Source organism: Mesorhizobium sp. B3-1-6, assembly GCF_006439555.1.
Lineage (GTDB): Bacteria > Pseudomonadota > Alphaproteobacteria > Rhizobiales > Rhizobiaceae > Mesorhizobium.
Genome location: NZ_VFTM01000050.1, coordinates 1 through 15336, shown reverse-complemented (window position 1 = coordinate 15336; position 15336 = coordinate 1). Strand labels below are relative to the sequence as shown.

17 protein-coding genes are annotated in these 15336 nt (G+C 65.3%); 6 read left to right on the top strand and 11 right to left on the bottom strand.

The window, feature by feature from the left end; translation table 11 throughout:
- Nucleotides 1–42: 42 nt before the first annotated feature.
- Nucleotides 43–1473, bottom strand: a complete 1431-nt coding sequence (locus tag FJ414_RS29415) for a DHA2 family efflux MFS transporter permease subunit (protein ID WP_140647863.1) — start codon at nt 1471–1473, stop codon at nt 43–45.
- A gap of 331 nt (nt 1474–1804) precedes the next feature.
- Between FJ414_RS29415 and FJ414_RS29410 the strand changes: the two genes are divergently transcribed.
- Nucleotides 1805–2104, top strand: coding sequence for a hypothetical protein (locus FJ414_RS29410; protein ID WP_140647862.1), 300 nt, complete (start codon nt 1805–1807; stop codon nt 2102–2104).
- A 137-nt stretch (nt 2105–2241) separates the two neighbouring features.
- Complete coding sequence (locus FJ414_RS29405) at nt 2242–3594, top strand: chloride channel protein (protein ID WP_140647861.1); 1353 nt, start codon at nt 2242–2244, stop codon at nt 3592–3594.
- A gap of 21 nt (nt 3595–3615) precedes the next feature.
- Here the strand turns inward: FJ414_RS29405 and FJ414_RS29400 are convergent, their stop codons facing one another.
- From FJ414_RS29400 to FJ414_RS29365, 8 genes are all read right to left on the bottom strand, one after another.
- The gene (locus FJ414_RS29400; protein ID WP_140647860.1) at nt 3616–4374 is read right to left on the bottom strand and encodes a DUF4336 domain-containing protein; all 759 of its coding nucleotides are present in this window, start codon (nt 4372–4374) and stop codon (nt 3616–3618) included.
- A 33-nt stretch (nt 4375–4407) separates the two neighbouring features.
- Nucleotides 4408–4950 carry a hypothetical protein gene (locus tag FJ414_RS29395; protein ID WP_140647859.1) on the bottom strand — a complete coding sequence of 181 codons (543 nt, stop codon included), beginning with the start codon at nt 4948–4950 and terminating at the stop codon, nt 4408–4410.
- Nucleotides 4951–5077: 127 nt separating this feature from the next.
- The gene (locus FJ414_RS29390; protein WP_140647858.1) at nt 5078–5368 is read right to left on the bottom strand and encodes a hypothetical protein; all 291 of its coding nucleotides are present in this window, start codon (nt 5366–5368) and stop codon (nt 5078–5080) included.
- 96 nt (nt 5369–5464) lie between these two features.
- A complete protein-coding gene (locus FJ414_RS29385; protein WP_140647857.1) occupies nt 5465–6250 on the bottom strand; it encodes a hypothetical protein in 786 nt (261 codons plus the stop codon).
- Nucleotides 6237–6770 (bottom strand): sigma-70 family RNA polymerase sigma factor, encoded by a 534-nt coding sequence (locus FJ414_RS29380; RefSeq protein ID WP_140647856.1) that lies wholly within the window; start codon nt 6768–6770, stop codon nt 6237–6239. The genes FJ414_RS29385 and FJ414_RS29380 overlap by 14 nt, the downstream gene beginning before the upstream one ends.
- 472 nt (nt 6771–7242) lie before the next feature.
- Entirely contained in the window at nt 7243–7746 is a 504-nt protein-coding gene (locus tag FJ414_RS29375) for an invasion associated locus B family protein (protein ID WP_140647855.1), read from the bottom strand.
- A 257-nt stretch (nt 7747–8003) separates the two neighbouring features.
- Nucleotides 8004–8366 (bottom strand): YkvA family protein, encoded by a 363-nt coding sequence (locus FJ414_RS29370; RefSeq protein WP_140647854.1) that lies wholly within the window; start codon nt 8364–8366, stop codon nt 8004–8006.
- Between the two features lie 253 nt (nt 8367–8619).
- Nucleotides 8620–8913, bottom strand: a complete 294-nt coding sequence (locus FJ414_RS29365; protein WP_140647853.1) for a 4a-hydroxytetrahydrobiopterin dehydratase — start codon at nt 8911–8913, stop codon at nt 8620–8622.
- Nucleotides 8914–9030: 117 nt separating this feature from the next.
- Here FJ414_RS29365 and FJ414_RS29360 point away from each other — a divergent pair, with 117 nt between their 5' ends.
- Nucleotides 9031–9546 carry a low molecular weight protein-tyrosine-phosphatase gene (locus FJ414_RS29360; protein WP_140647852.1) on the top strand — a complete coding sequence of 172 codons (516 nt, stop codon included), beginning with the start codon at nt 9031–9033 and terminating at the stop codon, nt 9544–9546.
- On the opposite strand, the gene thpR is transcribed toward FJ414_RS29360, so the two are convergent.
- Both thpR and FJ414_RS29350 read right to left on the bottom strand, forming a co-directional pair.
- On the bottom strand, nt 9453–10046 hold the full coding sequence (gene thpR, locus FJ414_RS29355) for an RNA 2',3'-cyclic phosphodiesterase (protein ID WP_140647851.1): 594 nt from the start codon (nt 10044–10046) through the stop codon (nt 9453–9455). The genes FJ414_RS29360 and thpR overlap by 94 nt on opposite strands.
- Nucleotides 10047–10164: 118 nt before the next feature.
- A complete protein-coding gene (locus FJ414_RS29350) occupies nt 10165–10809 on the bottom strand; it encodes an arylesterase (RefSeq protein WP_140647850.1) in 645 nt (214 codons plus the stop codon).
- Between the two features lie 82 nt (nt 10810–10891).
- Here FJ414_RS29350 and FJ414_RS29345 point away from each other — a divergent pair, with 82 nt between their 5' ends.
- The 3 genes from FJ414_RS29345 (at nt 10892) to FJ414_RS29335 (ending at nt 15110) form a co-directional block, all read left to right on the top strand.
- Nucleotides 10892–11590 carry an ABC transporter ATP-binding protein gene (locus FJ414_RS29345; RefSeq protein ID WP_140647849.1) on the top strand — a complete coding sequence of 233 codons (699 nt, stop codon included), beginning with the start codon at nt 10892–10894 and terminating at the stop codon, nt 11588–11590.
- Entirely contained in the window at nt 11590–14130 is a 2541-nt protein-coding gene (locus FJ414_RS29340) for an ABC transporter permease (protein ID WP_140647848.1), read from the top strand. Before FJ414_RS29345 ends, FJ414_RS29340 begins: the two co-directional genes overlap by 1 nt.
- Before the next feature lie 239 nt (nt 14131–14369).
- Nucleotides 14370–15110 (top strand): Bax inhibitor-1/YccA family protein, encoded by a 741-nt coding sequence (locus tag FJ414_RS29335; RefSeq protein ID WP_140647847.1) that lies wholly within the window; start codon nt 14370–14372, stop codon nt 15108–15110.
- Nucleotides 15111–15336 lie beyond the last annotated feature (226 nt).

Below are 15336 nucleotides of genomic sequence, written 5' to 3'. Positions count from 1 at the left end.
CGCATAGCACAGCTCGGCGACGGAGTCATGCGCCCCGCAGGTTCAGGCGTCGGCTTCCGCCTTGCGGCGATGGCCGCTGACCTGCTGGCCGTCTTCCGGATGCAGGAAGAAGAACCCCGGTATGGAAAGCAGCGGGATCACCGCCGTCAGCAGGAACGCCCAATGGAACTGGTCCGCCGTCGGCGCATGCGCCTGGCCGGAGACGAGGCCGAGCACCATGGCGGCGATCGAGACGCCGAGCGAAACGCTGAGCTGCTGCAGGACGCCGCCGAGGCTGGTGGCGCGGCTGAGCTTCTCGCCTGGCAGGTCGGCATAGGACAGCGTGTTGGACGACATGAACTGCGCCGAACGCACGATGCCGAAGAAAAAGACATAGAGGCCGATCAGCCAATGCGGGGTGTCGGCATCGAGCAGGGCAAAGCCCGCCACGGCAACAGAGCCGACCACCGCGCTGCCGCTCAGCACGGCCTTGAAGCCGAAGCGCCGCAGGAAGAACGACAGCAGCGGCCGCATTAGAAGCGCGCCGAAGCTGCCGACGAAGGTCAGCGAGCCGGACGTGACCGGGCTCATGCCGAAGCCTACCTGCAGCATCAGCGGCAACAGGAACGGCGCGCCGTTGAGGCCGATGCGGCACAGCCCCCCGGCCAGCGTGCCGACCCAGAAGGAGCGGAAGCGAAACAGCGTGAGATCGATCGCGGGCGCCGCGACGCGGCGGGCATAGCGGCCGAAGGCGAGGAGCAGCAGGACCGACGCGGCCAGCACCAGCATGGTCGCCAGCGAGGAAATGATCGGCCTGCCGATATTCTCCAGGCCGAACTGCAGCAGCGCGGCGCCGGCCCCCACCATGAGGAAGCCGGCGAAGTCGAAAGGCTGCGCTTCCTCGCCGTGGAAATCGTCGACGAAGCGCAAGGCGGCGAAGATGCCGATGAGGCCGAACGGCACGTTGACGTAGAAGATCCAGCGCCAGGACGCATAGGTGGTCAGCAAGCCGCCGAGCAGCGGACCGATGACGGGACCGACGATCGCCGGCAAGGTCATGTAGGTCATGGCGGTGATCAGCCCGCTGCGCGGAAAGGAGCGCAACAGGATCAGCCGCCCGACCGGCGTCATCATGGCGCCGCCCAGCCCCTGCAGCGCGCGCATGGCCAGGAGCATGCCGACGCTGTCGGCCACGCCGCACAGGACCGAGCCAAGGGTGAAGGTGAAGAGCGCCAGGGCGAAGATCTTGCGGGCGCCGAACCGGTCGGCGAACCAGCCGCTGACCGGAATGAACACCGCGAGCGTCAGGATGTAGGTGGTGATCGCCAGGTTGAGCCGGACCGGGGTGGTGTCGAGGCTCTGCGCGATGGCCGGGATAGCGATGGTGAGAATGGTGGAATCGAGCTGCTCCATCAGGAAGGCGATGGCGACGATTGCCGGGATGATCAGCTTGAGACGCGGGTCGCGCTCGGTCGCAAAGAGATGCTGTTCCAATTGTCCGCCAGTTCCGTCGTGCAGGAAGCGGTGGCCCGCCTGTGGGCCATCCACGATCAAGCCGGCGTCGATGTCGTGCGGCCCAGCCGGCCTGGCCTTCCCACCGCACCCGACTGCTTTATGTCCCGATCGATGCGAAGCGATAGCGATTTCGACTGGCACAGGGGTCAACAAATTTTGAGCCCTGCCGCCTGTGCCAGGGCGGAACGGGGCTGGCTCCCGCCATGGTCGGCTGAAAATCGATCACATATTCGTGTTGGCGTAACCAATCGAAGCGCATCCGCGAACCTGAAAGGGGCGACCATGCCCCTCAACAATGGGAGTTGTTCTGATGCACTCGATCAAGTTCGCACTCGTTGCCGGCCTCGCCGGTCTTTGCGCCTCGCAGGCTTTTGCCGAGGACACGATGGGCGCCATGACGATGATGAAGGGCGGGCAGGTCACCGCGATCATGCCGGACGGTCACATGGGCACCATGATGCCGGACGCCAAGATGAGCGCCGATATGATGAAGATGGCCAAGCCCATCAAGCATTGCATGATGATGATCACCGACGCCAAGGGTAAAGCCTACATGATCGATACGTCGACCAAGAAGGCCCAGGCCGAATGTGAAAAAATGGCGATGTGAGATCCACCTTGCCCGCCTGACATTCCCGCCGGCATCGGAGCCGGCGGGACAATCTTGAGCGCATGCACGATTACGCCTGCGCGGTCTTGATCGACCCTCAGCCTGTGCTAGGGCTGAATTCCATCACGAGGGCGGACATGGCCGGCATATCCCGAAAGAATCGTATGCTGCGGCGCTCACAGGCGATGTGGGTGTCGCGGCGCGTCTGGCAGCCGCGTCTGGTCTTCTGGGCCGGCGCCATCTCGATCGGCCTGATCAGCGTCCTGTTCGCATTGCTCGCCGACCGCGCGCAAACCCTGTTCCATCTCATGACGGGCAATGACGGCGGCTGGCGCCTCTATCTGCCGCTGGTCGTGACGCCGCTCGGTTTCGTCCTTTGCGCCTGGCTGGCGCATTCCTTCTTCCCGGGATCGCAAGGCAGCGGCATTCCGCAGGCGATCGCGGCACGGCATCTGCGCGACGAGGACGACCGCAGCCACATCCTGTCGCTGCGTTTGGCGGCGGGCAAGATCGCGCTCACCATCGTCGGCCTCGCCTGCGGCGCCTCGATCGGCCGCGAAGGCCCGACGGTGCAAGTCGGCGCTTCGCTGATGCTGCAGGCGGCGCGCTGGGGCGGCATGGCGCAGGCGCGCGGCCTGATCCTTGCCGGTTCGGCCGCCGGCATCGCCGCGGCCTTCAACACGCCGCTCGCCGGCATCGTCTTCGCCATCGAGGAGATGGGCCGGGCCTATGAATCGCGCACCAACGGGCTGGTGCTGACGGCGGTTATCCTAGCCGGCCTTGCCTCGCTCGGGCTCATCGGCAACTACACCTATTTCGGCGTCGCCAAGGACACGGTCGCCTTCGCCGCCGACTGGCCGCTGGTGCTGGCCTGCGGCATCATCGGCGGCGGTGTCGGCGCGCTGTTCTCGCTCTCGGCGCTGAAGGTCATGCGCCGCATCCGGCGCTGGAACGCGCTGCAGCCGCTGCCGCGCACGCTGGTCGTGGCGGCTGTCTGCGGCCTGGCCGTGGCCGCGATCGGCATCGCCTCGGGAGGATTGACCTTCGGCACCGGCTACACGCAGGCGCGCGGCGCGATCGAAGGCACGCCGCTGCCGGCCCTCTTCTTCGTCGAGAAATTCGCTGCCGGCCTGTTGTCGATGGTGTCGGGTATACCGGGCGGCATCTTCGCGCCGTCGCTGGCGGTGGGCGCCGGGCTGGGCAGCACGCTCGGCCTCGTCTTCGGCGCGGCCACGGGAACCGCGGCGCTGCTCGGCATGGCCGGCTATTTCGCCGGCGTCGTGCAGGCGCCGATGACGGCCTTCGTCATCATCCTCGAAATGACCGGCAACCACGACAATGTGATCGCGCTGATGTGCGCGGCGGTGCTGGGCTACGGCACGGCGCGGCTGATCTCGCACGAGCCGCTCTATCATGCGCTGTCGCGCGTCTTCATCGCCGAGGCGATCCGGCGGCGGCGCGCGGAGACAAGCGAAGCAGTCAAGGCGTAGCGCTTCGAAGGTGGGTCGTCGTCACAAAACCCAACGGAACGCGCGCCTGAGTTCGGCGGCGCCGTCTTTGTCATACCATCGGCCATGCGCGATTATGACGCGCTCCGGCTGCCAAGCGAGCATCTGGTGAACCGCCGCCCGCAAGGCCCGACGACGGCGAAAGAAGCTCAGCCGCATGTCGATCGGCGCCTTGCCGTCCGGATCGATCGCGCCGGCGAGCCTGACGAGCAATCGCAGAAACCAGCTATGAATCCGGCCTGGCTCGAAGTTCTCTATCAGGTCGGTGAGGATCAGCGTTTGCGATGCGCGATGGAACAGCACGGCCTCGGTGAGGACGTCGCCGCGCACGACCAAAAGGTCGATCTCAGCGGGCCAGGGCGAGGCGCGCCCCACCAGCAGCCGGTCCACGGCGATAGGACGCTTTGCCCGTTCCCGCAGGCCGCGCACGGCCAAAACCTCCGCCCTAGGCATGGCGACCTTCCAATCGGGCAGCCACCAGTAGTGCAGGGAGTTCGGCGCGACCAGGAAGCGGACTGGCCCCAGAAGCTCGACCGCGGACCGGAGCGCGGGCGCAAGCGCGACGGGCGAATGCAGGATCAGGTCGCCACTGCGAAGCCGCACGACCGTCATGCGGGTGGTGAAAGGAAATTCAAACGGTCCGACGCCGAAGCCGATCCGTGGTCCATCCACGATCCACAGATCGGGAGCGACGGGTTTCAGGACATCGATCGGCTCATAGAGATCGAGAGCGGACCTGTCGGCGGGCGATTCCTGGGGCATGGCTACTCGGCGGTAACTCGAAGCGCGATGCGGTCAGCCGAAACCGTCCGGCGCCTGTGAGCCATATGGCGCGCCTTCGTCTGGAGGGAAGCGCATGGCTGCACGCATCGCCAGCCACTCGCGAAGCGCGACACGGATTAATTCCATGCGTCCGAGCTTCATGCGCGCCGCGATCGTCGACAGCGCAATTTCGGTGGCCGGGTCGAACGACATGGACGCGGAATCGCGTAGCATCGCCGCGGCGCGAAAATCGGCGAGCCGCGCGTCCTCGGCCGGACCGGCTTGCCCTTCGCCCGGTTTTGCATTCGCAGTCGCCTGCGACTCTGCCGGGGCCGTGGCGGTGTCGCAGTCCCGGATCGCAACGAGGTTGTCACCTTTGATCGTAACGAGGACGAGGCGCGACCCCCGCGGATAATATCGGAGCAAGGCAGCGGCTTGATCGGCGAGGATGGCGCCGTTCCATTCGCAGAGCTCGCCGCCGAGCAGCCAGTTCCGCTGCCCGCCATTCGCCATCACGGCGATGTATTCTCCATCGCAAGGATAACCGATCAGTGCGATTTCCTCGTAGTCTTCCAATCTGCGCATTGCAAATAAGTCCCTGGTCGATGAAGCCGTGCTCATCTCGTCTTGCGCGAAAACGGCCCGGCAACCCCAAGCCGAGATGCCGGGCCGTCGGGAGCGCCCGCGCGCAGCGCCTCCCGGGTCACCTTCCCGGGTCACCTGGGGAGCCGGTAACCTGCGACAGCATCTCGTTCGCGCAGGCAATAAGGGGGACGGTCGAATTCGGCAGCCGCGCTTGCGACAGCCACAATCGGCGGTGCTCCTGCGACAGACCCTTCATCGCGGTGCGAGCAGCGGAGGTGATCTCGAATGGCCCGCAGGCGGCACACTGGAACTCCACCTTGCGGAGCATGACCTCGGCTTCCAGGGCCACTCCGGCGCAAACGGGACAGGTGGACGGATAGTATCTCCTTTCGAACGGCAGGAGTTTCATCGCGCGGACTTATCCGACGGCATGCGGCATCGGCGGATCGTGAATTCCAGCTTCGCGTGCATTCTGTCTCCCTTGTCCGGCAGCCGGCGGCCGCGATCAGCCTCTTGTCTTGGGCGCGACGCTCCGGCGCGTGGCGACCTCGATCTGCTTTGCTTCCACTTCGAGCCGATCCGGCGCGGCGGACCCCATCAGCGCATAGGCGGTACCCCCAGACTGCCAGTAAACCGTCGGCACGCGGCCGTCGGTGGCAGGCGTCGGGGGAACGGCGTCCTCGCCGTTCATCGGCGCCGCCACAAGTGTGATGCGCCCGACGCTTGGTGTATCGGCCGTCACGACCAGGCTCTGCTGTCCGTTCCAGGGCTGCACCTGGACATCCTTGACCACCCATGCCGAGGGCAGCGTCGGCATGCTGACGTTGACGGCGCCAACCAGCCGCTGGATCTTGTCCTGTTTGAGCTCGACGCCCTTTTCGGGACCGGCATTGAGTTGCGCGACGCGCAGCGCATCCCGCGCGGCCAGGATGAAGGTTTCATCCGCCGTCTTGCCGCCCTGGCGAAGCGGCACGGTCAGCGAGTTGGCCGACCATCCGATCGCGATTAGCGCGACGGCGGCGACCTGAAGTCGGAGCATCGCGAACATCCGCCTGCGGCGAAGCGCCTGTTCCAGCTGTCTCGCCTTGTCGACGGTCGCGCCGGGCGGAAACAATCGCCTTGGTTGGGAATCGCGCAACGCTTCCATGCGTTGCGCGTGGGCAAAGACCTCCGCTGCCAGTTCCGGCTCGCGCGCAAGCCGGGCCTGCAGCTCGGATCGCTGCGACGGCGACAGCTCGCCATCCAGCAAGCGGCCGATATCCTGCTCGGAAACGCGACTATCGGGCCACATCACGCCCTCCAATGATCTTCAGATGACGGGAAGCTCCGTCATCCATATTTTCCATGTTGTGCTTCAAGGCAGCGCGAGCCCGGCTGAGACGGGACATCACGGTTCCCGTCGGCACGCCCAGAAGTTCGGCCGCCTCGGAATAGGTAAAACCCAGCACGCCGACCAGGTGCAGTATTTCGGCCTGGTCGGTCGGCATCCGGGCGAGGGCCCTGCCGACGTTGGAAAGTTCGGCGCTGTGCTCCTGCGGCGGCGGCGAGGCGGCATCCGACATGTCGGCGATGGACGCAAGGCGCCGCCTGTCGGCATCGGCCTGACTGGCACCGGTGAAGAAGGTGTTGCGGACAATCCTGATCAGCCAGGGAAGCAGCGGCCGGGAGGGATCGTAGCTGCCGGCCATCGACAACGCACGGGCGAGAGCTTCCTGCACAAGGTCGTCGGCGTCGGAATCATTGCCGGTGAGCACTCTGCCGTAACGCCACAGATCCTCCAGATGCGGTATGATGTCGAACTTCGCTTTCATCCCATCTCATGCCGCCCGTCTCATGTCCGTGTTGGCGCAAGCCGGGCCTACCTTACTGCGCTGTCCAGCCAAAGCCGGCGTGAAAAGCGGCCCAGCGGTCAGGGACAGGGGGACAGGCAACCGCTGGGCCGGCTGGGAGCGTGCTCCTCCCGACTGCAAGCCCTGAAAGACACTCATCCCCAGCGCTTGCCGCCGCTCCCTGTTTCCGGCGCGGCCCTGAAAATGACGGGTCGCGTCAAAACGTGTTCTCCCTCTTTGCGCTATCTACCGGGCTCGGCAGGAAACTATTCCGTCGGCCGCGAAATTTTTCCGGGCGATTGGCCGCGGGTATGAATTCCCGGTCGTGCCTCGCCGACGCCGCCCGCCGAGACGAACCGGCGCGGATACAAGGCAAGCTGAAGGGAAAAGGCCGGACCTGATGGCCCGGCCTTGCGTCAGTTCATTCGTCGTTTTGGCGGTTTGTGGCTCTTGCCTATTTGCACTTGGCGATCGAGGACAGCGCGGCCGAGATGCCCTTGAGCGAGAAGACGTAGGAGGTGGGGTTGCCGCGGCCGGACTTCGCCTGCACCTTCATGTCGGAGCCGGTCTTCATGGCGGCAATCAGCACCGGCTCTTCGGCGGCGTTCTCGACCCAGGCCGACTTGCCGCGGGTGAACATCGAGAAGGATTTCTTGTCGATGGTGATGGTGGCCTTCGAGCCTTCCTGGAAGTTGTAGCCGGCGATGAACTGCGGCTCGTAGGAGACCTGCTGTCCGGGCCGCTGGCTGACGAAGAAGAACATGTCGCCATGGTCGAGCGTCGCCGGCTGCTTGTCGGTGGGCACGGTCAGCACATAGCAGACCTTGCCGGCGGCCGACTGATAGCTGTAGGTGCCCCAGGCATTGTGCTGGCCGATCTTGGTCGCCTGTTGCGCCAACACCGGCACTGCCGAGGCCACCAGGACCAGGCTGGAAACTATAGCAATCAATCCGCGCATCGTTCTTCCCGTATTCCAAATGGTGCGGAGGCGGGCCGCGTGGCGTCCTGCCGTCGCTTCATTTTGATTTAATCAGGGTTACCAAACGGTGAATTGTCCTCGAAGAAAAGGAACTCACCCCAGGAAACCGCCACCATCCGCGCCGCCACTGTGGATTGAGGCCGGCGCGACGTCCCGGCGCGGAGTTGGATGCCACGAAAACGGCAAGAGTTTGTCTTTTCGCATGCGCTGATTTACGGGCGTGAGGCGAGGCGAGATCAGTTCTTGTCCGCCAGCGCGTCCCTGGCGGCCTGCCTGTGGGCAGGCGTGATATGGGCGCTGACGGCGGTGATCGCGGCGGTCAGCACGGCAAGGTCGTCGGTGAAGCCGAGGCCGACGACGAAATCGGGAATGAAGTCGAACGGCAGGACGAAATAGCCCAGCGCGCCGAGCAGGATCGCCTTGGCCCGCATCGGCGTGTCCTTGTCCATGGCGCAATAATAGGCGGCGACCACCTCGTCCATGAACGGAATCTGCCGCGCCGCCTTCCTGGCGGTGCGCCAGAATTTCTCGCGGACCTCGCCCTCGCCGGCAAGCTTGTCGCCGAAGCCGAAGAAATCGAAACCGGTACCTTGCGTCATCAGTCGCTCCTTGGCGGCCGCTCGCAACCCATGCGTGCCAACCCGCCGCGAAAGATGTGGTGAAAGCGGGGGGCTGCTACAAGAGTTTGGGCGGTTGCTTGGCCGGAAAATCGGAAAGGGATGCTGGCCAGCGGTGACCTGGGTGGCAATCGCCTAGTTTCTGCGATTGGCCGAGGCATCCCTCCCATCGTCATCCACGGGCTTCGCTCCTTGCTTCGCCCTGGAATGACGAAGAAAGGCGAGTCTTTTCGCCTCAGCCGAAATACCGGTTCATCCGCTTTGCCAACTCGATATCCAGCGCCGTCACGCCGCCGGCGTCGTGGGTGTTCAGCGTCACGTCGACGGTCTTGTAGACATTCGACCAGTCCGGGTGATGGTCCATCTTTTCGGCCGCCAGCGCCACGCGCGTCATGAAGGCGAAGGCTTCGGAGAAATTCTTGAAGACGAAGCTGCGTTTGATGGAAGCGCCGTCGGCGGCGAGCGACCAGCCGCCGAGCTCGGCCAGAGCCGTGGCGACCGCGTCCTTGGTCAGTTTTTCCCTGTTCATGTGTGGTCCCTGTGCTATTCGAAAATGGCCTGCACCATAATGCATGTCGCCCAAAAGTGCGCGGCGGTTTCGGGGTGACGACATGCATGAAAACAAAGATTTAAACCTGCCGGATCGATGCGCGAAAAGCCCATAAAATCCATTCTGTTCGTCTGCCTCGGCAACATCTGCCGGTCACCGCTTGCCGAGGGCGTTTTCCACAGCGTGCTGGCCGAGCGCGGGCTGGCCAGGCGCATCGTGCTCGATTCGGCCGCGACCAGCGGCTGGGAGGTCGGCTCCGCGCCCGATCCACGCTCTGTCGCGGTGGCGGCAAAGCATGGCGTCGACATTTCAGGGCAGCGGGCGCGCAAGGTGCTGGCGGAGGATTTTTCGCGCTTCGACCTGATCCTCGGCATGGACAAGGCGAATGTGCGCGACCTCAAGGCGCTGGCGCCAGCGACCGCGCGCGACCGGGTCCATCTCTATCTGGATTTCGCGACGGGAAAGACCGCGGACGTGCCTGATCCCTACTACGACGGCGCCGAGGCCTTCGCTTCGGTCTATCGCATGATCCGCGAGGCATCTGAGGCGCTGGCGAAGCGGCTCGAGGCCAGCGCTTCGCCGACCAGCGGCCAGGCTTCTTCGACGATGTAGGGGCCGCCGCCGACCGAATCGCGCGACGACATCAGGACGAAGCGGCCGACGCGGAAGGGCAGCGCCGCGAAATTGCCGCGCGCCGAAAGATATTGCGCGACATCGAGCGGGCTCCCATTGCGCAGGCGCGCCAGCGTCACATGCGGTGAGAATTTGCGCGGGTCGGCCGGCAGGCCGAGCCGCTGGCAGATGCGGTCGATCTCGCCCTGCAGCGCCGCCAGGTCGGGCGAAGCCGACACGCCGGCCCACACCGCATGCGGCTTCTTGCCGCCGAAGGCGCCGACGCCGGAGAGCGTCATTTGAAAAGAGGGGCGGTCGACCCGGTCGAGGGCGTTGGCGATCTCGTCGGCGACATGGCCTTCGACATCGCCGATGAAGCGCAGCGTCAGATGGTAGTTTTCGACGTCGATCCAGCGCGCTCCCGGCAACCCGCCCCGGAGCAGGGACAAAGAGAGGGCGGCATCACGCGGAATTTCGAGGGCGGTGAAAAGACGTGGCATGTGAAGCCTCCTGTCCTCGAATCGAAACTCTCGTCCCTAGCGAATCATCGATACAAGCGCGGGGCAAGAGCTTTGTTGTCCACAAAGTTTCCCCAGCGGAAACCGTGGCGTTTTGGACTCACGACGGGCCGCCATTGTCGGCGATCGCCCTCTCGACGGTGGGCAGGATGCGCTCGACGATCACGTCGACGCCCTTCGGATTGGGGTGCAGGCCGTCCTCCAGCTGCAGATCGGGGTGGCCGGCGACGCCGTCGAGAAAGAACGGATAGAGCGGAACGGCATATTTAGCGGCAAGCTTCGGGTAGATGGCGTCGAAGGTCTTCTGGTAGTCGGCGCCGAGATTGGGCGCGGCGCGCATGCCGGCGAGCAGCACCGGGATGGCGCGCTGCTTCAGCTTGCCCAGCATGGCGTCGAGGTTCTTCTCGGCGATGTCGGGAGCGACGCCGCGCAGCATATCGTTGGCGCCGAGTTCGAGAATGACGAGCCTCGTGCCGTCCGGCACCGACCAGTCGAGCCGCGCCAGCCCGCCGCTCGATGTGTCGCCGGAGACGCCGGCATTGGCGACGGTGATGTCGAGGCCCTTAGCCTTCAGCGCCGCCTGCAGCCTGTCGGTGAAACCCTGGCCGGGGCCAAGGCCGAAGCCTGCCATCAGGCTGTCGCCGAAGCCGACGATGGTGAAGGTGGCGGCGCGCGCCGGCGTAATGGCGCCGCAAACGGCGAGGAAAAGCATGAGGGCTGCGGCAAAACGGTGTTTGAATGCCATGCGGCGAGCCCCATATGACCGAAACAACCCAAGGAAAGAGACACAGGCCGTCTCCTTTTTCCACATATAGGGCACTTTCATTGTGACAGAAGCCGTCATCGCGCTGAGGGACGTATCGCTGACGCTCGGCGAGGGCGCGTCCTCCGTCCATGTGCTGAAGGGTGTGAGCCTCGACGTGGCGGCCGGTGAAGCCACCGGCATCGTTGGGCCGTCGGGCTCGGGCAAATCAACCCTGCTGATGGTTCTTGCCGGCCTGGAACGGGTCGATTCGGGTACGGTCCAGATCGCCGGTGAGCTGCTCAACGGCAAAAGCGAGGACCAGATCGCATCGTTTCGTGGACGAAACATTGGCATCGTCTTTCAGTCCTTCCATCTCATTCCCAACATGACGGCGCTCGAGAATGTCGCGGTGCCGCTCGAGCTTGCCGGCCATGCCGACCCGTTCGGCGTCGCCGCGCGCGATCTCGCCGCCGTCGGCCTGAGCGACCGCGTGACGCACTATCCGGGCGAGCTCTCCGGGGGCGAGCAGCAGCGCGTGGCGATCGCCCGGGCGCTGGCGCCGTCGCCGCGCATCCTCATCGCCGACGAGCCGACCGGCAATCTCGACCAGGCGACGGGAAAGCAGATCGCCGATCTTCTGTTCGCCAAGGCGGCGGAACGCGGCATGACGCTGGTGCTGGTGACGCACGACCCGGCGCTTGCCGCGCGTTGCGCGCGGCAGGTCTCGATGCGCTCAGGGCGGATCGAGGACGCGCCGAAAGCCGTGAAGGTTCCCGCCTGATGCGGACTTTGAAGCTCGCCATCCGCTTCTCGTTGCGCGAGATGCGCGGCGGCCTGTCCGGCTTCATGATCTTCCTCGCCTGCATCGCGCTGGGCGTCGCGGCGATCGGCGGCGTCAATTCGGTGGCGCAGGCGATTTCCGCCGGCGTCGCCAATCAGGGCCAGACGCTGCTTGGCGGCGATTTGCGCTTCCAGGTCAACCAGCGCAGCGCTTCGGATGCCGAGCTCGGCTTCATCAAAGGCCTCGGCACGGTCTCACTGACTTCCGGCATGCGCTCGATGGCGCGGCTGGAGGACGGCTCCGACCAGGCGCTGGTCGAGGCAAAGGCCGTCGACGACGCCTATCCGCTCTACGGCGCGCTGGAGACGGATCCGGCGCTGCCGAAGGACCAATTGTTCGGCGAAAGGTCCGGCGTGTTCGGCGCCGCCGCGCCCGACCTGTTGTTCGACCGGCTCAATGTTCACATCGGCGACAGGCTGAAGCTCGGCAGCGCCATTTTCGAGTTGCGGGCCAGGCTGGTCAGCGAGCCGGATGCGGTGTCGGACGGTTTCGGTTTCGCGCCACGGCTGATGATTTCGCGCGAGGGCCTTGCCGCATCCGGCCTGGTGCAGCCCGGCAGCCTGGTCGAGAACGCCTATAAGGTGCGGCTGCCCGACGGCGCGTCCGAGGCCCGGATCAAGGACATCCAGGCCGAGGCCGCGAAGGATTTCCCGCAGGCCGGCTGGTCGATCCGCACGCGCAGCAACGCCGCCCCCGCGCTCTCCGCCAACATCGAGCGCTTCTCGCAGTTCCTGACGCTCGTCGGGCTGACGGCGCTGGTGGTCGGCGGCGTCGGCGTGGCGAATGCCGTGCGCGCCTATCTCGACGGCAAGCGCGGCGTCATCGCCACCTTCAAGAGCCTCGGCGCCTCGGGCGGTTTCGTCTTCACCGTCTATCTGGTGCAGATCCTGTTGATCGCGGGCCTCGGCATCGTGCTCGGGCTGATCCTGGGTGCCGCGATGCCGTTCGTGGCGAGCGCGCTCCTGCAGTCGGTCATCCCGGTGCCCGCGCAAGGCGGCTTCTATCCGGGCGCGCTTGCCATGGCCGCACTGTTCGGCCTTCTGGTGACGCTGGCCTTCGCGCTGCTGCCGCTCGGCCGCGCCCGCGACGTGCCGGCGACGGCGCTGTTCCGTGAAATGGGATTCGAGAGCCGCGGCCTGCCGCGCCTGCCCTATACGGGCGCTGCCCTGGCGATCGTCGTCGCGCTGGCGGCGCTGGCGATCCTCTCGGCCAACGACTACCGCATCGCCTCGATCTTCGTCGGCGCCACGGTCTTTGCCTTCCTGGTGCTGCGGCTGGTGGCGATGCTGGTGCAGTGGGCGGCAAAAAAGAGCCCGCGTGTGCGTTCCGTTTCGCTGCGGCTGGCGCTCGGCAACATCCACCGTCCGGGCGCGTTGACGACCTCGGTGGTGCTGTCGCTTGGCCTCGGGCTGACGCTGCTGGTGACGCTGGCGCTGATCGACGGGAATCTCAGGCGGCAGATCTCCGGCAGCCTGCCGGAGCGGGCGCCGAACTTCTTCTTCGTCGATATCCAGAGCAGCGACGTCGACGCCTTCGCCAGCCTCGTCGGCAAGGAGTCGCCTCGGGGAACACTGGTCAAGGTGCCGATGCTGCGCGGCCGCATCATGGCGCTCAACGGCGTCGACGTCGACAAGGTGAAGATCCCGGCCGACGGCGCCTGGGTGCTGCGCGGCGACCGCGGCCTGACCTATGACGCGAAACAGCCGGAGAACGCGACGCTGACCGAAGGCGCGTGGTGGCCGCAGGACTATTCCAGCGAGCCGCTGGTGTCGTTCTCGGCGGAGGAAGGCAAGGCGATCGGGTTGAAGCTCGGCGACACCGTGACCGTCAATGTGCTGGGACGCAACGTCACGGCGAAAATAGCCAATTTCCGCCAGGTGCAATGGGAGACGATGGGCATCAACTTCGTCATGGATTTCTCGCCCAACACCTTTGCCGGGGCGCCGCATGGCTGGCTGGCGACGCTGACCGACAAACAAGCCAGCACGGCCGACGACGCAAGGCTGCTCAACGCCGTCACCCGCGCCTTTCCGGCGGTGACGACGGTTCGCGTCAAGGACGCGCTCGACATCGTCAACCGGCTGGTCGCGCAATTGGGCACGGCGATCCGCGCCGCCGCCGGCGTGGCGCTGATCGCCTCGGTGCTGGTGCTCTCCGGCGCGCTTGCCGCCGGCAACCGGGCGCGCATCCACGACGCGGTGGTGCTGAAGACGCTCGGCGCGACGCGGCGGACGCTGATTACCGCCTTCTCGCTGGAATATGTGCTGATCGGCCTCGCGACCGCGCTGTTCGCGCTTGCCGCCGGCGGCATCGCCGCCTGGTTCGTGGTCGCGCATATCATGACGCTGCCGTCGCATTTCATGCCGGAGGTCGCGGTGGCGACGATCCTGGTTTCGCTGGCGGTCACCGTTGGAATCGGCCTTGCCGGCACCTGGCGGGTGCTTGGCCACAGGGCAGCGCCGGTCCTGCGCAACCTCTGACGGAGGGCCGAGAGCCGCCCGCCCGGTTAAATCTTTGTAAGAATGCCGCCCGGAAGACCCGAAAATCGGCCTTTTGCCTTCTCACAAAGCGTTACGGCCCGTTACCGTCTTGTTCTTGACGTCAAGAACCATCATATTTCGCGCTAGGCATGCTGGAGCTCCGCCAGCGGCGCCTGGTCCCGGGGACCGCTCCGAGCGGACCTGTCACCGGACGGGGCAGAAGCAACAGAGGATTTCCAATGGCTGATCCCATTCGCAACTACCAGACGTCCGCCGCCCCCGGCGCGCGCGTCGATATCGATCAGGGCCTGCGCGCCTATATGATCAAGGTCTACAACCTCATGGGGCTTGGCCTTTTGATCACCGGCCTTGCCGCCTGGGGCGCCTTCCAGCTCGCCGTCACCGGCGACGGCCAACTGACCGCCTTCGGCCAGCTCATCTATGCAAGCGCGTTCCGCTGGGTCGTCATCCTGGCGCCGCTCGCCGCCGTGATGTTCCTGTCGTTCCGTATCCAGTCGATGAGCGTGGGCGCGGCGCAGGCCACATTCTGGGTCTATGCCGGCCTTGTCGGCTTGTCGCTGTCGACGATCTTCCTCGTCTACACCGGCACCAGCATCACCCAGACCTTCTTCGCCACGGCCGCGGCCTTCGGCGGCCTGTCGCTCTACGGCTACACGACCAGGCGCGACCTGTCGGCGTTCGGCTCGTTTCTGATCATGGGCGTGATCGGCCTGCTGATCGCGATGCTGATCAACATCTTCCTGCAGTCGTCGGCGCTTGGCTTCGCCATCTCGGCGATCGGCGTGCTGGTGTTCGCCGGCCTCACCGCCTACGACACGCAGAAGATCAAGGAGATGTATTTCGAAGGTGACGTCGCCGACGTCGCCGGCCGCAAGGCGATCATGGGCGCGCTGCGCCTCTATCTCGACTTCATCAACCTGTTCATGTTCCTGCTGCAGTTCATGGGCGATCGCCGCTAGAGCAGTTCGCCGTTTCACGGAAACGGCGAACCCATCTCCTTGTTTGACGCAATTCCGGACGGAAAACCGCGCACAGTTTTCCTGGAATTGCTCTAAAGGCGGTTACCCGGTCTCAGTGGACCATAGACTTTGCGAAGGGCGGCCCAACGGCCGCCCTCAGACTGCTGACGAACCCCGTCGATTTTCGGCGGGGTTTTGTTTTATGTGATTGAAGAGTTTTGAGAAG